Annotated in this window: 22 protein-coding genes; 9 read left to right on the top strand and 13 right to left on the bottom strand. The window is 61.5% G+C overall.

What is annotated here, in order from left to right; all coding sequences use genetic code 11:
• Window positions 1-78 precede the first annotated feature (78 nt).
• The 9 genes from ilvN to DSAT_RS11165 form a co-directional block, all read right to left on the bottom strand.
• On the bottom strand, window positions 79-570 hold the full coding sequence (gene ilvN / locus DSAT_RS11205; protein ID WP_020887632.1) for an acetolactate synthase small subunit: 492 nt from the start codon (window positions 568-570) through the stop codon (window positions 79-81).
• A gap of 10 nt (window positions 571-580) precedes the next feature.
• Entirely contained in the window at window positions 581-2,284 is a 1,704-nt protein-coding gene (ilvB, locus tag DSAT_RS11200) for a biosynthetic-type acetolactate synthase large subunit (protein ID WP_020887631.1), read from the bottom strand.
• A gap of 11 nt (window positions 2,285-2,295) precedes the next feature.
• Window positions 2,296-2,517 (bottom strand): DUF465 domain-containing protein, encoded by a 222-nt coding sequence (locus DSAT_RS11195; protein ID WP_020887630.1) that lies wholly within the window; start codon window positions 2,515-2,517, stop codon window positions 2,296-2,298.
• A gap of 24 nt (window positions 2,518-2,541) precedes the next feature.
• Window positions 2,542-2,859 (bottom strand): DUF167 domain-containing protein, encoded by a 318-nt coding sequence (locus DSAT_RS11190; protein WP_020887629.1) that lies wholly within the window; start codon window positions 2,857-2,859, stop codon window positions 2,542-2,544.
• A 6-nt stretch (window positions 2,860-2,865) separates the two neighbouring features.
• Window positions 2,866-3,369, bottom strand: coding sequence for a DivIVA domain-containing protein (locus DSAT_RS11185; protein ID WP_020887628.1), 504 nt, complete (start codon window positions 3,367-3,369; stop codon window positions 2,866-2,868).
• A 14-nt stretch (window positions 3,370-3,383) separates the two neighbouring features.
• A complete protein-coding gene (locus DSAT_RS11180) occupies window positions 3,384-3,686 on the bottom strand; it encodes a YggT family protein (RefSeq protein WP_020887627.1) in 303 nt (100 codons plus the stop codon).
• A gap of 80 nt (window positions 3,687-3,766) precedes the next feature.
• Window positions 3,767-4,468 (bottom strand): HAD family hydrolase, encoded by a 702-nt coding sequence (locus DSAT_RS11175; protein ID WP_020887626.1) that lies wholly within the window; start codon window positions 4,466-4,468, stop codon window positions 3,767-3,769.
• 28 nt (window positions 4,469-4,496) lie between these two features.
• A complete protein-coding gene (locus tag DSAT_RS11170; RefSeq protein WP_020887625.1) occupies window positions 4,497-5,264 on the bottom strand; it encodes a hypothetical protein in 768 nt (255 codons plus the stop codon).
• 23 nt (window positions 5,265-5,287) lie between these two features.
• The gene (locus DSAT_RS11165; protein ID WP_020887624.1) at window positions 5,288-5,704 is read right to left on the bottom strand and encodes a hypothetical protein; all 417 of its coding nucleotides are present in this window, start codon (window positions 5,702-5,704) and stop codon (window positions 5,288-5,290) included.
• A gap of 182 nt (window positions 5,705-5,886) precedes the next feature.
• On the opposite strand from DSAT_RS11165, the gene DSAT_RS11160 reads away from it, so the two are divergent.
• On the top strand, window positions 5,887-6,099 hold the full coding sequence (locus tag DSAT_RS11160) for a twin-arginine translocase TatA/TatE family subunit (RefSeq protein WP_020887623.1): 213 nt from the start codon (window positions 5,887-5,889) through the stop codon (window positions 6,097-6,099).
• Window positions 6,100-6,177: 78 nt separating this feature from the next.
• On the opposite strand, the gene DSAT_RS11155 is transcribed toward DSAT_RS11160, so the two are convergent.
• The 4 genes from DSAT_RS11155 to DSAT_RS11140 all read right to left on the bottom strand — a co-directional run bounded on the left by DSAT_RS11155 (window position 6,178) and on the right by DSAT_RS11140 (window position 10,079).
• Window positions 6,178-7,083 carry a hypothetical protein gene (locus DSAT_RS11155; RefSeq protein WP_020887622.1) on the bottom strand — a complete coding sequence of 302 codons (906 nt, stop codon included), beginning with the start codon at window positions 7,081-7,083 and terminating at the stop codon, window positions 6,178-6,180.
• 135 nt (window positions 7,084-7,218) lie between these two features.
• Window positions 7,219-8,100, bottom strand: coding sequence for a TP0624 family protein (locus DSAT_RS11150; RefSeq protein WP_020887621.1), 882 nt, complete (start codon window positions 8,098-8,100; stop codon window positions 7,219-7,221).
• Window positions 8,101-8,130: 30 nt separating this feature from the next.
• Window positions 8,131-8,955, bottom strand: a complete 825-nt coding sequence (locus DSAT_RS11145) for a tetratricopeptide repeat protein (RefSeq protein WP_020887620.1) — start codon at window positions 8,953-8,955, stop codon at window positions 8,131-8,133.
• Window positions 8,952-10,079, bottom strand: a complete 1,128-nt coding sequence (locus DSAT_RS11140) for an N-acetylmuramoyl-L-alanine amidase family protein (protein ID WP_020887619.1) — start codon at window positions 10,077-10,079, stop codon at window positions 8,952-8,954. Before DSAT_RS11140 ends, DSAT_RS11145 begins: the two co-directional genes overlap by 4 nt.
• A gap of 78 nt (window positions 10,080-10,157) precedes the next feature.
• Here DSAT_RS11140 and DSAT_RS11135 point away from each other — a divergent pair, with 78 nt between their 5' ends.
• The 8 genes from DSAT_RS11135 (at window position 10,158) to DSAT_RS11100 (ending at window position 16,754) form a co-directional block, all read left to right on the top strand.
• Window positions 10,158-10,643 (top strand): SixA phosphatase family protein, encoded by a 486-nt coding sequence (locus DSAT_RS11135; RefSeq protein WP_020887618.1) that lies wholly within the window; start codon window positions 10,158-10,160, stop codon window positions 10,641-10,643.
• A gap of 226 nt (window positions 10,644-10,869) precedes the next feature.
• A complete protein-coding gene (locus DSAT_RS11130) occupies window positions 10,870-12,771 on the top strand; it encodes an NADH-quinone oxidoreductase subunit 5 family protein (protein WP_020887617.1) in 1,902 nt (633 codons plus the stop codon).
• Window positions 12,768-13,622 (top strand): respiratory chain complex I subunit 1 family protein, encoded by an 855-nt coding sequence (locus tag DSAT_RS11125; RefSeq protein ID WP_020887616.1) that lies wholly within the window; start codon window positions 12,768-12,770, stop codon window positions 13,620-13,622. The genes DSAT_RS11130 and DSAT_RS11125 overlap by 4 nt, the downstream gene beginning before the upstream one ends.
• Before the next feature lies 1 nt (window position 13,623).
• Complete coding sequence (locus DSAT_RS11120; RefSeq protein ID WP_020887615.1) at window positions 13,624-14,070, top strand: NADH-quinone oxidoreductase subunit B family protein; 447 nt, start codon at window positions 13,624-13,626, stop codon at window positions 14,068-14,070.
• Between the two features lie 11 nt (window positions 14,071-14,081).
• A complete protein-coding gene (locus DSAT_RS11115) occupies window positions 14,082-14,447 on the top strand; it encodes an NADH-quinone oxidoreductase subunit C (RefSeq protein ID WP_020887614.1) in 366 nt (121 codons plus the stop codon).
• An 18-nt stretch (window positions 14,448-14,465) separates the two neighbouring features.
• Window positions 14,466-15,542: a hydrogenase large subunit gene (locus DSAT_RS11110; protein WP_020887613.1), complete on the top strand. Its 1,077-nt coding sequence runs from the start codon at window positions 14,466-14,468 to the stop codon at window positions 15,540-15,542.
• 13 nt (window positions 15,543-15,555) lie between these two features.
• Window positions 15,556-15,975, top strand: coding sequence for a 4Fe-4S binding protein (locus DSAT_RS11105; protein WP_020887612.1), 420 nt, complete (start codon window positions 15,556-15,558; stop codon window positions 15,973-15,975).
• Window positions 15,976-16,112: 137 nt separating this feature from the next.
• Window positions 16,113-16,754: a tetratricopeptide repeat protein gene (locus tag DSAT_RS11100; protein WP_020887611.1), complete on the top strand. Its 642-nt coding sequence runs from the start codon at window positions 16,113-16,115 to the stop codon at window positions 16,752-16,754.
• Window positions 16,755-16,845 lie beyond the last annotated feature (91 nt).

The raw sequence follows: 16,845 nt of genomic DNA, 5'->3' as shown, positions 1-16,845 counted from the left end.
TTTCTCGGCGGCCCGAAGGCGACGTGAAGCGCGGACCGCTTCGTGCAGTCCGCGCTTCCACCGGTGATTGACGATTCGCTAGTCCTGAAGACTACGTTTGAGCGCCACCGTGCCGGTGCGCGCAATCTCCTTGACGCCGAAACGCGTGAGCATATTGATGATAGCCTTGATCTTGCCTTGGTCGCCCGTGGCCTCGACCGTAAGTTCATCGGGGCTCACGTCCACCACCTTGCAGCGGAAGATGTCCACGATGCGAAGGATCTCGGCCCGCCGGGAGTCCTCGGCGTTGACCTTGATCAGGACCATCTCGCGTTCCACGGACTTATGCTCCGTGAGATCCACAACCTTGATGGTCATGACCAACTTACGTAATTGCTTGACGATCTGTTCGATGATCACGTCGTCGCCCACGGTGGTGATGGTCATCACCGAAACACCCTTGTCCAAGGTCGGGCCGACGTTGAGGGATTCGATGTTGAAGCCCCGGCCGCTGAACAGTCCGGCCACGCGCGAGAGCACGCCGGGCTCGTTCTCGACCAGGATGGAGAGCACATGGCGTTTGTCGTTCACGGCTCCCCTCCTACACCAACAGCATTTCGCCCAGGGACTTGCCCGCGGGCACCATGGGATAGACGTTTTCTTCCGGAGCCACGCGCACGTCCACGATGACGGGCTTTGGCGTCGCGAAGGCCTCCTTGAGCACCTTTTCCACGTCGCGTGTGCGCGTGACGCGGAACCCGGCGGCCCCGTAGGCTTCGGCCAGCTTCACGAAGTCGGGCTGGGCGTCCATGCAGGTAGCGCAGTAGTTCTTCTTGTAGAAAAGCTCCTGCCACTGACGGACCATGCCGAGATACCCGTTGTTCAGGATGACGATTTTCACAGGCAGGTTGTAGCACACGGCCGTGGCCAGTTCCTGTATGTTCATCTGGATCGAGCCGTCACCGGCGATGTCGATGACAAGCTTATCGGGAAAGGCCATCTGCGCGCCAATGGCTGCGGGAAAGCCATAGCCCATGGTCCCGAGACCGCCTGAGGACAGGAAGGTACGCGGCCGTTGGAACCCGAAGAACTGAGCGGTCCACATTTGGTTCTGCCCGACCTCGGTGGCGATGATGGCCTCGCCCTTGGTCAGCTCGTAGATCTTCTCCACTACGTACTGCGGCTTGACCGGCTCGCCGCGTTTGGCGGGCACGTACTTGATGGGATGTTCGAGCTCCCACTCCAGTGTGTGCTTGACCCACGGCTCATGCACGGAAACGAAGTCGAAATCCGTCATTTCGTGCTCGATGATGGATCGCAGATCGGCCAGGGCGTGCTTGACGTCGGCCACGATGGGCACATGCACGAGCACGTTCTTCTGGATCGAGGTGGGATCAATGTCGATGTGCACGAGCTTGGCCTTGGGCGCGAACTCGGCGATCTTGCCGGTGACTCGGTCGTCGAAACGCGCGCCTGCGGCGATGATCAGATCCGAATCCTGAATGGCCCGGTTGGCGGCGTAGGTGCCGTGCATACCGAGCATGCCGAGCCACAGCGGGTCGTCGGCCGGAAAACAGCCAAGCCCCATGAGCGTGGCAGTGACCGGCATGTGCAGCCTGCGCGCAAGCCACGTCAGGTCATCGGACGCGTTCGCGGAGACGACCCCGCCCCCCGCGTAGAAGACCGGCTGCTTGGCGTTCTTGACCAGTTCGGCCACCTTTTGCAGCTGCCGTTTGTTGGGCTTGGAGGTCGGATTGTAGCTGCGCATTTTGATGGCCTCGTCGTCGGGCCAGATGAAGGGTGTCCTGGTTTGCAGGACATCCTTGGGAAGATCGACGAGCACGGGACCCGGTCGGCCCGAACGGGCCAGATAGAAGGCTCGCCGGATGGTCAGGGCGAGATCCCTGACATCCTTGACGAGGTAATTGTGCTTGGTGCAGGGTCGGGTGATGCCCACGATGTCCACTTCCTGGAAGGCATCATTGCCGATCAGGGGGGTGGGCACCTGCCCGGTGATGGCCACCAGGGGAATGGAATCCATGTAGGCCGTGGCGATTCCAGTCACGGCGTTGGTCGCGCCGGGACCGGAAGTCACCAGGCACACGCCGACCTTGCCCGAGGCGCGGGCGAAGCCGTCGGCCGCGTGGACGGCACCCTGCTCGTGACGAACCAGGATGTGTTTGAGCGGATGCCGAGGAAGTTCGTCGTAGATATCGATCACGGCCCCACCGGGGTAACCGAAAAGGACTTCCACTCCCTCCCTTTTCAGGCATTCGAGCAATATCTGAGCTCCAGTGAGCTCCATGGGGACGTCTCCTAGGATTTGTATTTTTCGATCAAGGCTTGCAGCTTCGTTTTGCCCGCAAGCTTCTTCTTCTTCAGTTCCTTGATATCCACCTCTTCGGAGGGGGTTAGGTAAGGCTTCTTGGATAGCTTATCCAGGCGACGCTCGTAATCGAGATGCAGGTCCCACAGCGCCTTGAGTTCGGCGTCTTCGACACAGTGCTTCTCAATGATGGCGATCTCTTGCGGTTCCATGCTTCCCCCATGAGGGTTTGAGGTTCAGCGGCCTGCGGCCGGAACGCCCGAAGGCCAGGACAGATCCCTATCCGTCCTGACGTGGAGCGTCTTCTTCCGACCGGTGAAGCCGCTCGCCAGCTCCACGTGGCTTGATTTCAGACCAAGAGTTTCCGCAAAAAAGGCGGCCAGAGTCTTGTTGGCCTTGTTGTCGTTGGCCGGAGCCGCGACCCGGACCTTGAGGCGTCCTTGGTATTCGCCGGCCAACTCGTTTCTGCTCGCCCCGGGCTGCACCCAGACGTCCACGCGATAAATGCCGCTTCCGGCCCGCGTGACGTAAAACGGCAGATCGTCCCCCACCATACGTCCCTAAGTCGCCTTCTTGAAGAACTTGAGCTTCGATTCCATGGAATCCAGTTCTTCCTGCTCGCGGCTTTCGAGCTCCAGCATCTTCTGGTGGGCGTCGAGCAGGCTCTTGAGCTTGACTTCGAACTGGGTGCGCTGACGCTTGAGCTCCACGATGTCGTCGTGGATCTGGGCCAACCGCAGGTGCGACTGGTTGAGCATGTCCTCGGCCCGAGCCTGGGCCTCGTCGATGATCAGTTGGGCTTCCTTGCGCGCGTTGGCCTTCAACTGGTCGATCATCTTCTGCGTGGTCATCAGGGTATCGCGCAGCGTCTGTTCACGTTGCTTGTGCTCGTCGAGAAGGTTTTCGAGACGGGCTACGCTTTCCTGAAGCCGCTGACGCTCGTCGGAAAGATCACCCATCTCCTCGGACACTTCTTGTAGAAAGGCGTCCACTTCGCGAGGGTCATAGCCCCTGAACGTCCGCCCGAAGCGTTTGTTGTCGATATCGATCTTGGAAATGGGCATGTTGCCTCCTTGGATCACATCCGCATAGCGAAGGACGCCAGCGACGCGACCACGAACCGTTCAAGAAACTGGATTCCCAGGATGACCACGATAGGCGAGAGGTCGATGCCACTGATCACCACGAACGGAAACGTGCGCCGGATGCGGTAGAAAACAGGCTCTGTGAGATTGCGCAGGGTGCGCACGATCGGATTGTAGGGGTCCGGATTCACCCAGGAAAGAACTGCGGAGATGATGACTATCCAGAAGTAGAGCGTCAGGACCATGCTAAGAACGCTCGCAATGGCCCCCAAGAAATTCCCGCCTAAAATATCCATCGAACCTCCTCAATGGAGCGCGGAGGGCGTAGCCCCGCTGTACGAGTTAGTGAACCATACCACAGGCTGCAAGGCAAGCCTTATTTTCCCTGCCGATTCCCCGTCCGCGCGACCTGCGCACGGTTGAAGCGCCGTCGCAGACAGGCCAGAAGATCCCAAAAACCGCCGACGTGCAGGTCGGCGCAAAGATTTTCGTTCTTGTAGGCCCAAAAGGGCACTCCGGCGGCCTGGGCCGTACGTTCGTCCACCCACGTGTCGCCGATGAAGGCCACCTCATGGGGCGGCAAGCCCCAGGTGTTCAGCACCTTGTTCAGGCTCTCGGGGTGGGGCTTCGGGTTCGTCACGTCCCCGGCCGTGACCACGGGCATGAAGAAACCGCGCAAACCGAAGTAGTCTATGACCCAATGCATTGTTGTGGTCCGGTTGGTGTTCACGGCCAACCGAAGCCCCACGCTTTTGCACCAGCCCAGCAATTCAATCAATCCCGGTTCCATGACCAGCGACGGAAGCACCTGGCGGTAATCGAGGCCTGCCCTGACTTCCTGGATGCGATGCGCCAGTTCGGGCGGCGTGATGCGCCTGAGCGAATCGTGCACCGCATGGGCGTGGACGTAGTCCTCTTCCTCCACGGACATGGGACCAAGCCCCAAGGCGGCCCTGTACACGTTGTAGTAGCTCACGTTCGCCTGGCGGGAATCGAGCATAACTCCGTCGCAGTCGAAGATCAGGCCCTTGAGCACGGCGGGCCTGAACTCGGCCAGGGGGGAGAAGCAGAAGGTCATGTCAAAATTCCTCGGACGTCGACGGCACTTACGCAGGGCACAGGATGCGGACGCTGCCCGAGATTTCTCCCGTCGAGCCGATCCCCTTGACGACCACGGATACGGGAACGTCGGCAGCGACAAGGTGCAACCCGAACGCCCCGGAGGGTAGTTCGGCGAACTTCACCCCTTCCTCTTCCAAGTCCTCGCGCACCGCTTGCTCGAAACTCACGAACCCTTGGGCTTCCGGAACAAGAGCCAGCATGGCACGCAATACGATTCTCCAAGAGGACACAGCCTCGCGTCTCGCCTCGTCTCCTTCGGACGCAGCGACAAGGTCTGCCGTGGCTGTGCGTTCTTCGTCGTCCATCTCGTCGTCAAGGCCAAGGGATGCACGAAGTCGCCCCATACCGACCTTGATGTCTTCCGAAAGGGCGTTCAATTCGATAAGCCGCTCCTCGAAGGCGTAGGCGAAAAGCAACGTGGCCTGGGCATTGGCGCGAGCCGCATCGGGGGCGTCCTTGGCCCTCTCATTCTCGATCCGCGAAAGTGCGCCCCTGATGGCTGTCCCCGACTCGTCATCGCGGCCTGCGTCGGCGCGCATGGCTGCGGCCATGTCTCCGGGACGGCTGAAATTCTCACCGAAAGCCAGCGACTCGGCCACGTACCGGTTTGCGCTCTTGGGTTCCAAGGGCAGGTCGGCAGGGGTAAACGCCTTTTCCTGTGTGGTGGCTAGGCCGGGATTGAGCAGCGAAATCCCCTCGGGCAGAGTTCCGCTCACGAGTTCGGCATGGAGAAACGGGAAGTAGAGGAACATGTGCTGTGTATTTCCTTATGCTTTCAATTCTTCATCCGTCTGCCGCGCGGCTGGAACCGGCCGCAAACTCCATCACAGGGCGGCAACGCGCACAGGCACAGGTCGCCCATCAGATGGACGCAGGCCAAAAGCTCGTACTCGCCGCCTCGCTCGAAGCGGTCGCAGGCCACGCCCGCCCGCATCATCTCGGCGAAACGACGCTCCCATATCGAGCCTGCGGCGTCGTCTTCGAGGCCGAAAGCCTCGGCGCGTTGCACGAACTCGTCGTATTCCCGCTCCCAGGAGCGGACCACGACACACCGCCAGGACCCGTTGTAACCCGGATTGAGCCGCTCCTCGTACAGGCAGCGGCCCGCCCGAAAGAATCGGCACGCGTTGCCCGGCATCTGACGAAGCTTGTCCGCCTGGCGGGCATCGCCTCTTTTCCGCGTGGAGCCCATCGTTACCCTCGCATCAGGCCAGCGCGCCGCTCGACTAGCGAACGTCCCAAAAAGAAAAAATAGCCAATGTCCGCCGCCGGGGCAAGTGCGGGCAGCACGAATCGCTCGCGACAAATCAGCCCTTGACCCGACAAGGCGCCGGGGTGTACACGCCTGCCATCGCAAACCGGAGGGTTGCCGTCATGATCGGTGGAATCGGTATATGGGAAATGCTCATCGTTTTGGTCATCGTGCTCGTGATATTCGGGGCCAACAAGCTTCCGGAGATCGGCGGGGGCATGGGCAAGGCAATCAGAAATTTTAGAAAGGCCACCTCCGAACCTGACGAGATCGACGTCACTCCTGGCAAAAAGACCGAGAAGAAATCCGAAGAAGCCGAAAAGAAGGATTCCTGATATTCCTCTCTAACAATGTCGACGGCCCCGCATGAAGAATCATGCGGGGCCGTCGACGTTCAGGCCGTCTCAAAAAACCTAGTTCCCAACCTCGTATTCGAGGCCCCTTCCCGACGTCTCGCGGGAAAGCCAATCTTCCAGACCGCGACGATCACGGACGCGCACCTTGAACGAGGCCGTCACCCCTTCGGGCGCGATCGTCAACGCCACGAGCCGGCTTTCCGCCACGGCGGGAGAAGCCCCCAATTGACGCACGAAGTGACGCGCCCCTTCGGCCGCACTCCAACCGCGAACGCTCACGAGCGTCATGGGGGACGAGTCGCGAACCCGCTCGAAGCGGGAGAAATACCCTCCCCAAGCCCTGAGCCAGATGGATTCGATGGTCTCCCCGGCGACTTCCCACTGTTCGCCTTCGGCGCTCAACACAGCCCGAAAGCCCCCGCTGACGGAACCGATCCGAAGATGCGGCGAGGAAACGCCATCCCTCCTTTCGAGCCCGGAAAGCTGTTCCATGGACTCGATCTCCCGGATGCTGGCTGAGACCTCGGGGGATACTTCGAGGGAGTAGGCCTGGGCGTGTTGCGCAGTGGCAAGCACGCCGGTCTGCCCAAGAAGTCGCTCAAGGCCTTGGCGATTGACCGTGACGTCGTAAGTAGCCACCCCTCCGTCCGGGCCGGTCTCCAGGGAAATCTCGGAGTAGCGTTGCACGAACTGCTGCGCCCTCGGGTTCAAAAAGGCGGAGAGCGCCTCCAGTCGTTGCGGCGGGAAGTCCACGCCGATCACCGTGAGCGCCTGCTCCATGACCGCCTTCTCGAAGGCCATGTTCAAAAGCGTCGCGCGGGGCGGATGCCTGCCCTCGGAGGTTTCGAGATCGTAAGTCACGCTCACGGGAAGGGCAGCACAGGGAGCCGCCGCCCAAAACACGGTGGCGAGAATCGTCATGAGGCCAATGCGGCCGCGAAAAAGCATTGAGATGTTGGTCACGCAATATCCTTTTGCCACCCCCACCGTCAGGGATGTCTCGTGTTTCTTTCAGGCTGCTTACGACCGCTCGAAGCAGCCGCTTTCATGCTCATATCCCGTTCCGGCATCCCCAGGCAAGACGCCCGTCAGACGCCTTCAATCGAACACAATGACGACGCGGCACCGGCTCAAGGCCTTCGATCCGCCAAGCCCTTCGCGCAACAGGGCGACCTCGGGGTCGGACAGGATCAGGTCGGTACGATTCGTTCCCACGGCGCGAACCGCGCGAACCTGAAGCGGCCTGCCACCGGCGCGGGCATCGAGCCGAGCTGCCTCCATGCCCAGATGATACACCGCCATCCCATGCTCCACGGCGGCTTGCCTCTCGGCCGACGTAGGCCCATAAAGCTCCCTCCCGCCTTCGTCGAGAATTCGAAGAACCAGGGCGGGTTTTGCCTGAAGTCCTCGCGCGTCGACGATAAGGCCGGTGTAGCCCCCGTGCGGCGCGACACCGCCCGAGGCGGCACCCATGACGCGCGGCAAGAAGATGTCCGCAAATTCGCCGTGCAGATCGAGCCCGACCACGACCATAGCTGAATTGTCGTCGCGCAGCGACGTCTCGACGATCCGGGAGTTTTGGAGCAACCCGAGCACCCGCTCCCTGAGCACATCGTTGGAGGACATGGCCTGGCCGACGGTCGTCGAAGCATCGATGAAGATGCTCGCAATCATTGCCTGGAGATTCTTCCGGGCGGCGACCTCGGCTGCGCGAATGGCCATCCCTCGCGCTTGTTGACCGGTGACGGCGAAAGGCGGCGGCACCCCGAGTCCCGATGCAACGGCCACCCCGAATCGCCAATCCAAGCCTTCTTCGGCTTGCGCGCCAGAGCCCAGTGCCTCCGAAAACGTCAGGGAATCCGCGAATTCCGACGCATCGTCCAAGGCTCGCGCATCCATAGAAGTCGAGAGCCCTTGCGCGTCAAGCGGAGCCACTGCCATCAGGACCACCGCGATGAGCATCGAAATGCCAAATTTCATACTATCTCCTTAAAAAAACAAAAAAATCGGCTAGGGCACAATACTGTTCAACAGGCGTCGCGCCTCATCGGCAAACCGTGCGGCCCGCTCGCGATTGCCAGATTCTTCAAGACGGCTGGCTGTGTCGAGCAACATCCAAGCCAGCGGCAACGCGGCTTCGGCCTCCAGTGGATCGAGCCGCAACGCCTGCCTGAAAGCGCTGTCCGCAAGCGACTCATCACCATCGGCCCAAAGCCTCCAGCCGAGATCCGCCACTGCGGCAGGGTCGCGTGGTCTGACCTGAACGACCCGCTCCTGTGCCAAACGAGCCGAATGCGCAAGCCCCATCCACGAAAAAAGATCCCGGGCCAGGGACGCCGCATCCGGATCGTCTAGCGTGGCGTCCAGAGCGAAAAAGAGATGCTCGAACGCGGCTTCATCCTCGTCCAGGGAAAGACACGCCACGGCCATGCCAAGATGAGCGTACGGCCGCGTCGGGTCATGAATCAGGACGGACGAGAACAGGGCGTGCGCCTCCTCCGTGTCGTCGCGGTCAAGGGCCGCCATGCCCAAAAGCTCCATGGCCAGGAGATTACCCGGATCGACAGTCAGGGCAGCTTCAAACCGCTCCGTGGCTTGGGTCTCGTTGCCTTCGAAGAGCAACAGCCGCCCCAGAGCGCACAGGACGTAGGCATCGTCGGGCCGTACGGCCAGGGCGCGTCCGTATTCGATGGCCGCCCGGTCGGGCTGTCCCCGTGCTTCCCACTCCGCCGCGCGAGCGAGGTGGTCCTCCGCGCCAAAGCCCGAGGCCGAAAGATGTTCGCAGGGCACGGCGATCCAGAGCAGAAAGAGAACAACGGCTATTCGGGCGTTCACGACGCCTCCCCGGATAGGACGCGCAAGCGCTGTACGGCCGCAGCCAGGCGCTCGGCCCATATATCTTCGAATTCCCTGGACATCCAGGGCACGATGATCAGGACAGAGGGAACCCGCGCCTGCGCCAGGATTTTGAACGGACCTGCGTGCCCCCCTCCCGCGCCAATCTCCTGGGCCAAAATCTGAGCCAAGGCGGCGGACACGGCTTGAACGCGCCTGCGCAAAGCCCGGCTGAAAAGCGCACCAACCCCCTGTCGATCCAAGGCCGTGGTTTCGAGTCGCAGCGCCGCGTTCTCTCGCGCGGTCGCGCGCAAGGCCGGGGAAGATGTCGCGGCCTCGCCCCAGATGTAGACTTCCGGCTCTTCGATGGACACGTCGCAGTGCAGCGACACAAACAGTCCAGCGGACAGCCGCTCGGCAGCGCCTACACGTTCGGCAACAGTCAGAAAACGGTCGGCGCGGCGCGTCAGAAACACACCGAGATCAGGCTCCACGGCTTTCAGCCTCCTGGCCGCCCTCAGCGACAAGGCCAGGGCGGCGTCCTTCTCGTACCTTCCCGCCGGTCCGGAACTGCCAACATCGCGCCCGCCATGCCCAGGGTCGATGACCACTCGCGCCATGGCTCGCCCAGCCAGGGCCGCCCGTGCTTCCTCCCTCGCCTTGCCTGCGTTCGCCTCCCCACGAACGGTCGCCTGTGGCTGTACGTCATCGGGCAACGGATGCATCGAAATCCGTTCAAGCATCATCTGCGCCTGGGCATCGGCAGGATTGAGACGAAGCACACGGCGAAAGCTTTCTCGAGCCTCGCCAAATCGACCGGCAAAAAACTGCGCCCGGCCCGCCAGCAACCATATCCATTCCTCGCGCGGCGCGGTCGCCGCTGCCGCGGCAAGGACATCGGCCGCCTCGGCATAGCGGCCTCGCGTCAAAAGTTCCTGTCCTCGAAAAGCCTCGGTGTGCGGATCGAGGCCTTGGGGGGATTCTCGCGCCAGGGCGGACATGGCCCACGGCAGGCTTGCAGCCGTAACCGCAGACACGGCCAGCAGTTGGACCGCAGCCCGTCTCGTCATGCGGGCAATGCTGGCGTCCCGGCTCAAGAGCCCCTTCAGTTCGTCGTATTGCATGGCCTTCCGTTTTGGTGCAGGACTGAAAAACATGATGGAGCCGTCGCTCCGTCAATGACCGGTGTACCAGGGTGCCCGATGGAACTCTACCTCATGCAACACGGTGCGAATCTTTCCTCGGACATCGATCCCGCCAAGCCCCTTTCCCCCGTGGGGATCGACGTCTCGGCAAAGGCCGCACGGATGCTCAAGAGCCTCGGCGCGGTTCCCGGCCTCATCGCAACGAGTCCGAAACTGCGCGCCCGGCAAACAGCCACGGTCGTGGCCCGCGAACTCGGCTATCCAGAATCCGCCATCGAAGTACTCGAGGCCCTTTCGCCGAGTGCCAAGCCCGAGACGACCTTCGAGTCGCTACGGCGCCGGGCCGATGTATCTCCCGCACTCGTCATCGGCCACATGCCGCACCTCGCCCACTTCATCAACCTCCTCGCCTGCCCCCAAGGCGGCGTGAACCTCGTTCTGGAACACGGCTCCCTGACCCGTCTCGACATCCCTCACGTGCTCCCAGGAAAGGGGCGGATCGTGTTGCACCTTCGCCCAGCGATCTATACGCTGCTTCGCTAGACAAGCTTGTTATTTAGTTCACATACAATTCTTTCGCCTTGACTTCATACTGGTTTTCGTTCAACACCATGCCAACGATCGGCATATCAGGGATCGTCGTCCGGGTTGATGGCGCTCCCTATGTTTCATCCTTATGGCGGCTCATGACTGTACTTACTTACAGGCATGGGCCGCTCCGTCGGGGAATACCCCCTGGCGGTGGTTTCCAACCTGAGGTGAGGGCCGCATGCTGGATTCGTTGCTCTTTCTCCTGATCGTGCTCCCAGTGTTGGGCGGGCTCGCGTGCTACGCGCTGCCGTCACGGCACCTGCGGGGCGCGGTGGTGGTCGGAACGTGCGTCGTTACGGCCGCCGCGTCGTTGGCGTTGCTCGGAAACGGGGCGTTCGCAACCACACCGGGCAGTTTGTTCTTCATTCCTGTCCGAGGGCTGGTCGTTCTGCTCGACTTCACCCTGCTGTTCGCGATTCTCGCAATCGCTTTCAAACTCAAGAACAAGCTTATCCAGTTGGTTTTCGCCGCACAAATCGTGCTGCTTGCCTGGTTCGAGCTGTTCATGGCCACCCCCACAGGCGCGCCGACCTTCTTCGCCGACACCTTGTCCATCATTATGGTGCTCATCGTCTCGATCGTGGGTTCGCTGATCTGCATCTACGCCATTCCGTACATGCAGGCCCACGAGGAACACCTGCACCTGGACAGGACGCGCCAGCCGCGCTTCTTCCTGTTCCTCGTCGGCTTCCTCGGCGCCATGAACGGCTTGGTTCTGGCCGATGACATCACTTTCTTCTACCTGTTCTTCGAAATCACGACCCTGTGTTCCTTCATGCTCATCGGACATGACGGCACGGACGAAGCCAAAAAGAACGCCAGCCACGCGCTGCTTCTGAACGGCGTCGGAGGTTTGGCCTTCGTGATCGGCATGATGTGGGCCTACTCCGCCGTGGGCACGCTCTCAATCCAGGAAATCGTGGCCGCCGGCCCCACCGCGCAGGGCCTGCTCTTCGCCCTGGCGCTGCTGTGCCTCGCGGGCTTCACCAAGGCCGCGCAGCTCCCCTTCCAGAGCTGGCTGCTCGGCGCCATGGTCGCGCCCACGCCCACCTCTGCGCTGCTCCACTCCGCCACCATGGTCAAGGCGGGCGTCTTCCTGGTGCTGCGCTTCGCCCCGGCCTATGCGGGAACCTTCCTGGCCACAGCCATCGCGGTTTGTGGTGCCTTCACCTTTGTGGCCACCGCCGCTCTCGCCGTGAGCCAGTCCAACGCCAAGAAAATCCTGGCCTACTCGACCATCTCGAACCTCGGCCTGATGATCTGCTGCGCCGGCATCGGCACGCCGCAGGCCATCACCGCCGGAGTTCTGCTGCTGATCTTCCACGCTGTCTCCAAGGGCCTTCTGTTCTGCTGCGTGGGCCACATCGAGCAACACATCCACAGCCGCGACATCGAAGACATGCGCGGACTTTCCGCGGTCATGCCCCGCGTGGCCATGATCACCCTGATCGGCCTTCTGACCATGATGCTGCCGCCCTTCGGCGTGCTGCTCGCCAAGTGGATGGCCATCGAATCCGCCGGCCACAACCTGTTCGTGATCGTCATGCTGGCCATCGGCAGCGCGCTGACCGTGCTCATCTACGCGCGTTGGGGTGGCAACATGATGAACGCTCCGCACAATGCCGAGCCCAAGCATCCGTCCATGCCCATCCTGACCAGCTTCCCTCTCCTGGCCATGGTCTGCGGCGCGCTCCTGCTCTCGCTCGCCGCACCGCTGCTCTACAGCCGCCTCGTCGAGCCGCTCCTGCCTATCGCCGCCTACGTCGTCGAGGCAGGCTCGCTGCGCAACCCGGTCGGCGCCTTCACGTTGTACCCGCTCTTCATCCTGCTCGGCTTCGGCGTCTTCTACGCCATGCGTCAGGTCATGAAGACCCGCGAGGCGCACCGTTCCACGCCGTACTTCGGCGGCGCGAACCTGCCCGACTCCACGGGCTTCACCGGTCCGCTGCGCGCGCCGGTGCCCTACCAAAGCGCCAACTACTACATGACCAACGTGTTCGGTGAGGAAAAGCTGACCATCTGGATCAACCTGGGTGCGGGCATGCTGCTCGCCATGCTGCTGGGAGGGGCGCTCTCATGACCGCAATCGTGCTCGGCCTCATCGGCATCATTCTGGCCCCGATTCTCGGCGGCCTCATCGCAGGCCTGGACCGCAGGGTCACCGCGCGCATGCAGTCGCGCTTCGGCCCCCCGATCCTGCAGCCCTTCTATGACGTCTTCAAACTCCTGGGCAAGGACGCCGCCGTCGTCAACGTCTGGCAAGTCTTTTGCGCCTACATGTACTTGGCCGCTGCGGCCGTATCCGTCGGCCTGCTCTTCGCGGGACAGGACCTGCTCCTGATCTTCTTCGTCCAGGCCGTCGGCGCCGTGTTCCTGGTTATCGGCGCCCTGGCCGCGCCCTCGCCCTACTCCCAGGTGGGCGCGCACCGCGAGCTTCTGCAGATACTGGCCTACGAGCCGCTGCTGATCCTCGTGTTCGTAGGCATCTACCTGAGCACGGGCTCGTTCATGGTTGCCGACATCTGGAACACGGACACCCCGCTGCTTCTCGAACTGCCGCTGCTCTTCGTGGTGCTCGGCTACGCCCTGACCATCAAGCTGCGCAAGTCGCCCTTCGACCTCTCCACCAGCCACCACGGCCACCAGGAAATCGTCAAAGGCGTGCTCACCGAATATTCCGGTCCGCACCTGGCAATCATCGAGATCGCCCACTGGTACGAGACCATCTTCGTGCTCGGCCTGTGCGCTCTGTTCTGGCACACCTCTCTCTTCGGCATGGCCATCCTGCTCATGGCCACCTACTTCGCCGAGGTGCTGCTGGACAACGTCACCGCGCGCATGACTTGGCGCTGGATGCTCGGCTCCGTGTGGGGCATTGGCCTCGCCATGGCCGCCGTCAATCTCGTCTGGATCACCTTCAAGGGGGCCTAAGATGCTGAAAAACATGATCCAAAACTCCAGGCTCAAATCGCCCTGGATCATTCACTTCGACTGCGGCTCCTGCAACGGCTGCGATATCGAGGTTCTTGCCTGCCTCACGCCGATCTACGACGTGGAACGCTTCGGCATCGTCAACGTCGGCAATCCCAAACACGCCGACGCGCTCCTGGTGACAGGTACCGTGAACCATCGCAACAAGCACGTGCTGAAAACCATCTACGATCAGATGCCCGGACCCAAGCTGGTGATCGCCATCGGCGCTTGCGGCCTTTCGGGCGGCGTCTTCCGCGAGGCCCCCAACGTGGTCGGTGGCGTGGACAAGATCATCCCCGTGGACGTCTACGTTCCTGGCTGCCCCCCCAAGCCCGAAGCCATCATCGACGGCGTCGTGGCGGGACTCGGCAAGCTTGCCGAACTGCAAAAACAGGCCGCGGGCTAAGGGAGAGGGACATGCAAGGAAACATCATCACCGTGACCCCCGAAAACGTGGTCGGCGAGGTCGTGAATCTCGTCAACTCCGGCTGGCGCATGGTCACCATGTCCTGCGTCGAGATCTCCGAGGAAAAATTCGAGCTGCTTTACCACTTCGACAAAGACCTCGCCCTGACGCACCTGCGCCTGACGATCGATCGGGGACAGGCCGTGCCGAGCGTCACGCCCGTGCTGTTCATGGCCGTGCTTGTGGAAAACGAAATCAAGGACCATTACGGCGTCTGCTTCGACGGGCTGCCTCTTGATTTCGACGGCAAGCTCTACCTGGAAGACGACATCAAGGCCACGCCGTTCTGCAAGTACGGCACGGTCCGCAAACAGTAAGCAGGCGGAGGAGAAAACATGCCCCGCACCATTATACCCTTCGGACCCCAGCACCCGGTCCTCCCCGAGCCCATCCACCTGAAGCTCGTGGTCGAGGACGAAATCGTGACCGAGGCGCTTCCGCAGCTCGGCTACGTTCACCGGGGACTGGAGAAGCTGACTGAAATCCGCGACTACAACCAGATGATCCAGATCGTGGAGCGCGTCTGCGGCATCTGCTCCAAGATTCACGCCATGTGCTACTGCCAGGGCATCGAGCAGATGATGGGCATCGAAATCCCCGAGCGCGCCAAGTACCTGCGCGTGATCTGGTCGGAATTGCACCGCATCCACTCGCACTTGTTGTGGCTTGGCCTCTTCGCCGACGCCTTTGGCTTCGAGTCGGTGTTCATGCAATTCTGGCGCATCCGCGAGAAGATCATGGACATCAACGAGGCCACGGCCGGCAACCGCGTCATCGTCTCGGTGAACGTGGTCGGCGGCACGCGCGCCGACCTCACCCCCGAACAGTGCAGCTGGATTCTGACCGAACTCGACAAGGTCGAGGCCGAGTTCAAGAAACTGCAAAAGGTCATGCTCGACGACTACACGGTCAAGAAGCGTACTGTGGGCATCGGCGTGCTGACCCGCGAACAGGCTTACTCCCTCGGCGCCGCCGGCCCCACGCTGCGCGGTTCGGGCGTGGCCCAGGACATGCGCCAACTCAAGTACGCGGCATTCGACAGCCTGGACTTCGAGCCGGTTGTCGAGACTGGCGGCGATTGCTACTCCCGCTCCAAGGTCCGCTTCCTGGAGACCCTGCAATCCATCGACTTGGTGCGCCAGGCCATTGCTCGCCTGCCGATGGGCGAGACCGCAGTCAAGGTCAAAGGCAATCCTGAAGGCGAAGTCGACATGCGCGTGGAGCAACCGCGCGGCGAACTGTTCTACTACCTGAAGGGCAACGGCACCAAGTTCATGGAACGGGTGCGCATCCGTACCCCCACATTCGCCAACATCCCGCCGCTCCTGGCAATGCTGCCGGGCATCGAACTGGCGGACGTTCCCGTGGTGGTCCTGTCCATCGACCCGTGCATCTCCTGCACCGAGCGCTAGGGAGGAAGACGACATGGCCTTCATGACCACAAACGTGCTCAAGAACCTCGTGGGCAGATACAGCACCCGACTGTATCCGATCACGACCCGGGCGGCCTTCGACGCCTACCGGGGAGAGCTGTATAACGAGATCGAAAAGTGCATCTTCTGCCAAAACTGCGCCCGCAAGTGCCCCTCGCAGTGCATCAGCGTCGACAAGGAGATCGGAACCTGGGTTTGCGATCCGTTTGCCTGCGTGTACTGCGGGCTGTGCGTGGAAGCGTGCCCCGTGAACTGCCTGCATATGAAATCCGCGTGGCGACATGTGGCCACCGGACGTGAAATGATCGAAATGCAGGGCACTCCGCCCAAACCGAAGAAAAAGAAGACCGAGGACGCCGCAGCGCCCGCCGAGGACGCAGAGGCCAAGGCGAAGAAGCCTGCCAAAAAATAAACTCGTCCTCGGCTTTTCGTCCGATCAAGGCCCCGGCGCCCAAACGCCGGGGCCTTTTGATTTGGCGATCAGGCTCGCGAAATATTGCCTGCGTGGATTTTGTGGGGTATAAAATAAACTCTTGCACAGGAGGTTTCATGAGCAACCAAGCCTATCCCAAAGGCTTTGTCCGAAAGGACATGTTTTTCGTCGTCGTCTTTTTCGCCCTGTCGCTCGGGTTCGCGGCGGGAGTGATTACTGGCTCAATGTACAACCCGCCGCGTCCTCAAATGCAGGCCGCTCAAGGCATGGGGCAAATGCCTCCACAGCAAATGCCTCCACAACAGATGCCGCCGCAAGCCGGGCCAGGCGGCATGACCGAGGCCGAACGGACCCGACTGCTAGCCCTGGAAACCGACGTGACCAAAAGGCCTGGCGACGTCGCCGCCTTGAACAACCTGGGGCATTTCTACTTCGATCACGGAATGCCGCAAAAAGCCGTGGAGACGTACCGAAAATCTCTTGAAATCAATGACAATCAGCCAGACATTTGGACCGACAAGGGCGTCATGCATCGCGAACTGAAGGATTATGAACAGTCTCTCGCTTCCTTCGAAAAAGCCATAGCCCTTAATCCGAAACATGAGCATGCGCGGTTCAATCGAGGCGTGGTGCTGATTTTCGACCTGGACCGAAAGGAAGAAGGGTTGGCCGCGTGGCGTGAATTGCTGGCCATGAATCCCAACGTCCGGGCCCCCAACGGCCAATTGCTCTCGGATATCATCGCCTCGATGCAATGATGCTCATTCACCCAACCGAGAGATAGACCGCTATATCACGAACAACATGTCTCGAATCCATCTTCGGGGGGAAGCGAGACAAAACCCTGGA

The sequence above is a fragment of the Alkalidesulfovibrio alkalitolerans DSM 16529 genome (genome assembly GCF_000422245.1).
GTDB classification, from domain to species: Bacteria; Desulfobacterota; Desulfovibrionia; order Desulfovibrionales; family Desulfovibrionaceae; genus Alkalidesulfovibrio; species Alkalidesulfovibrio alkalitolerans.
The sequence above is the reverse complement of the archived record's forward strand: the minus strand, read 5'-3'. Positions and strand labels throughout refer to the sequence as shown.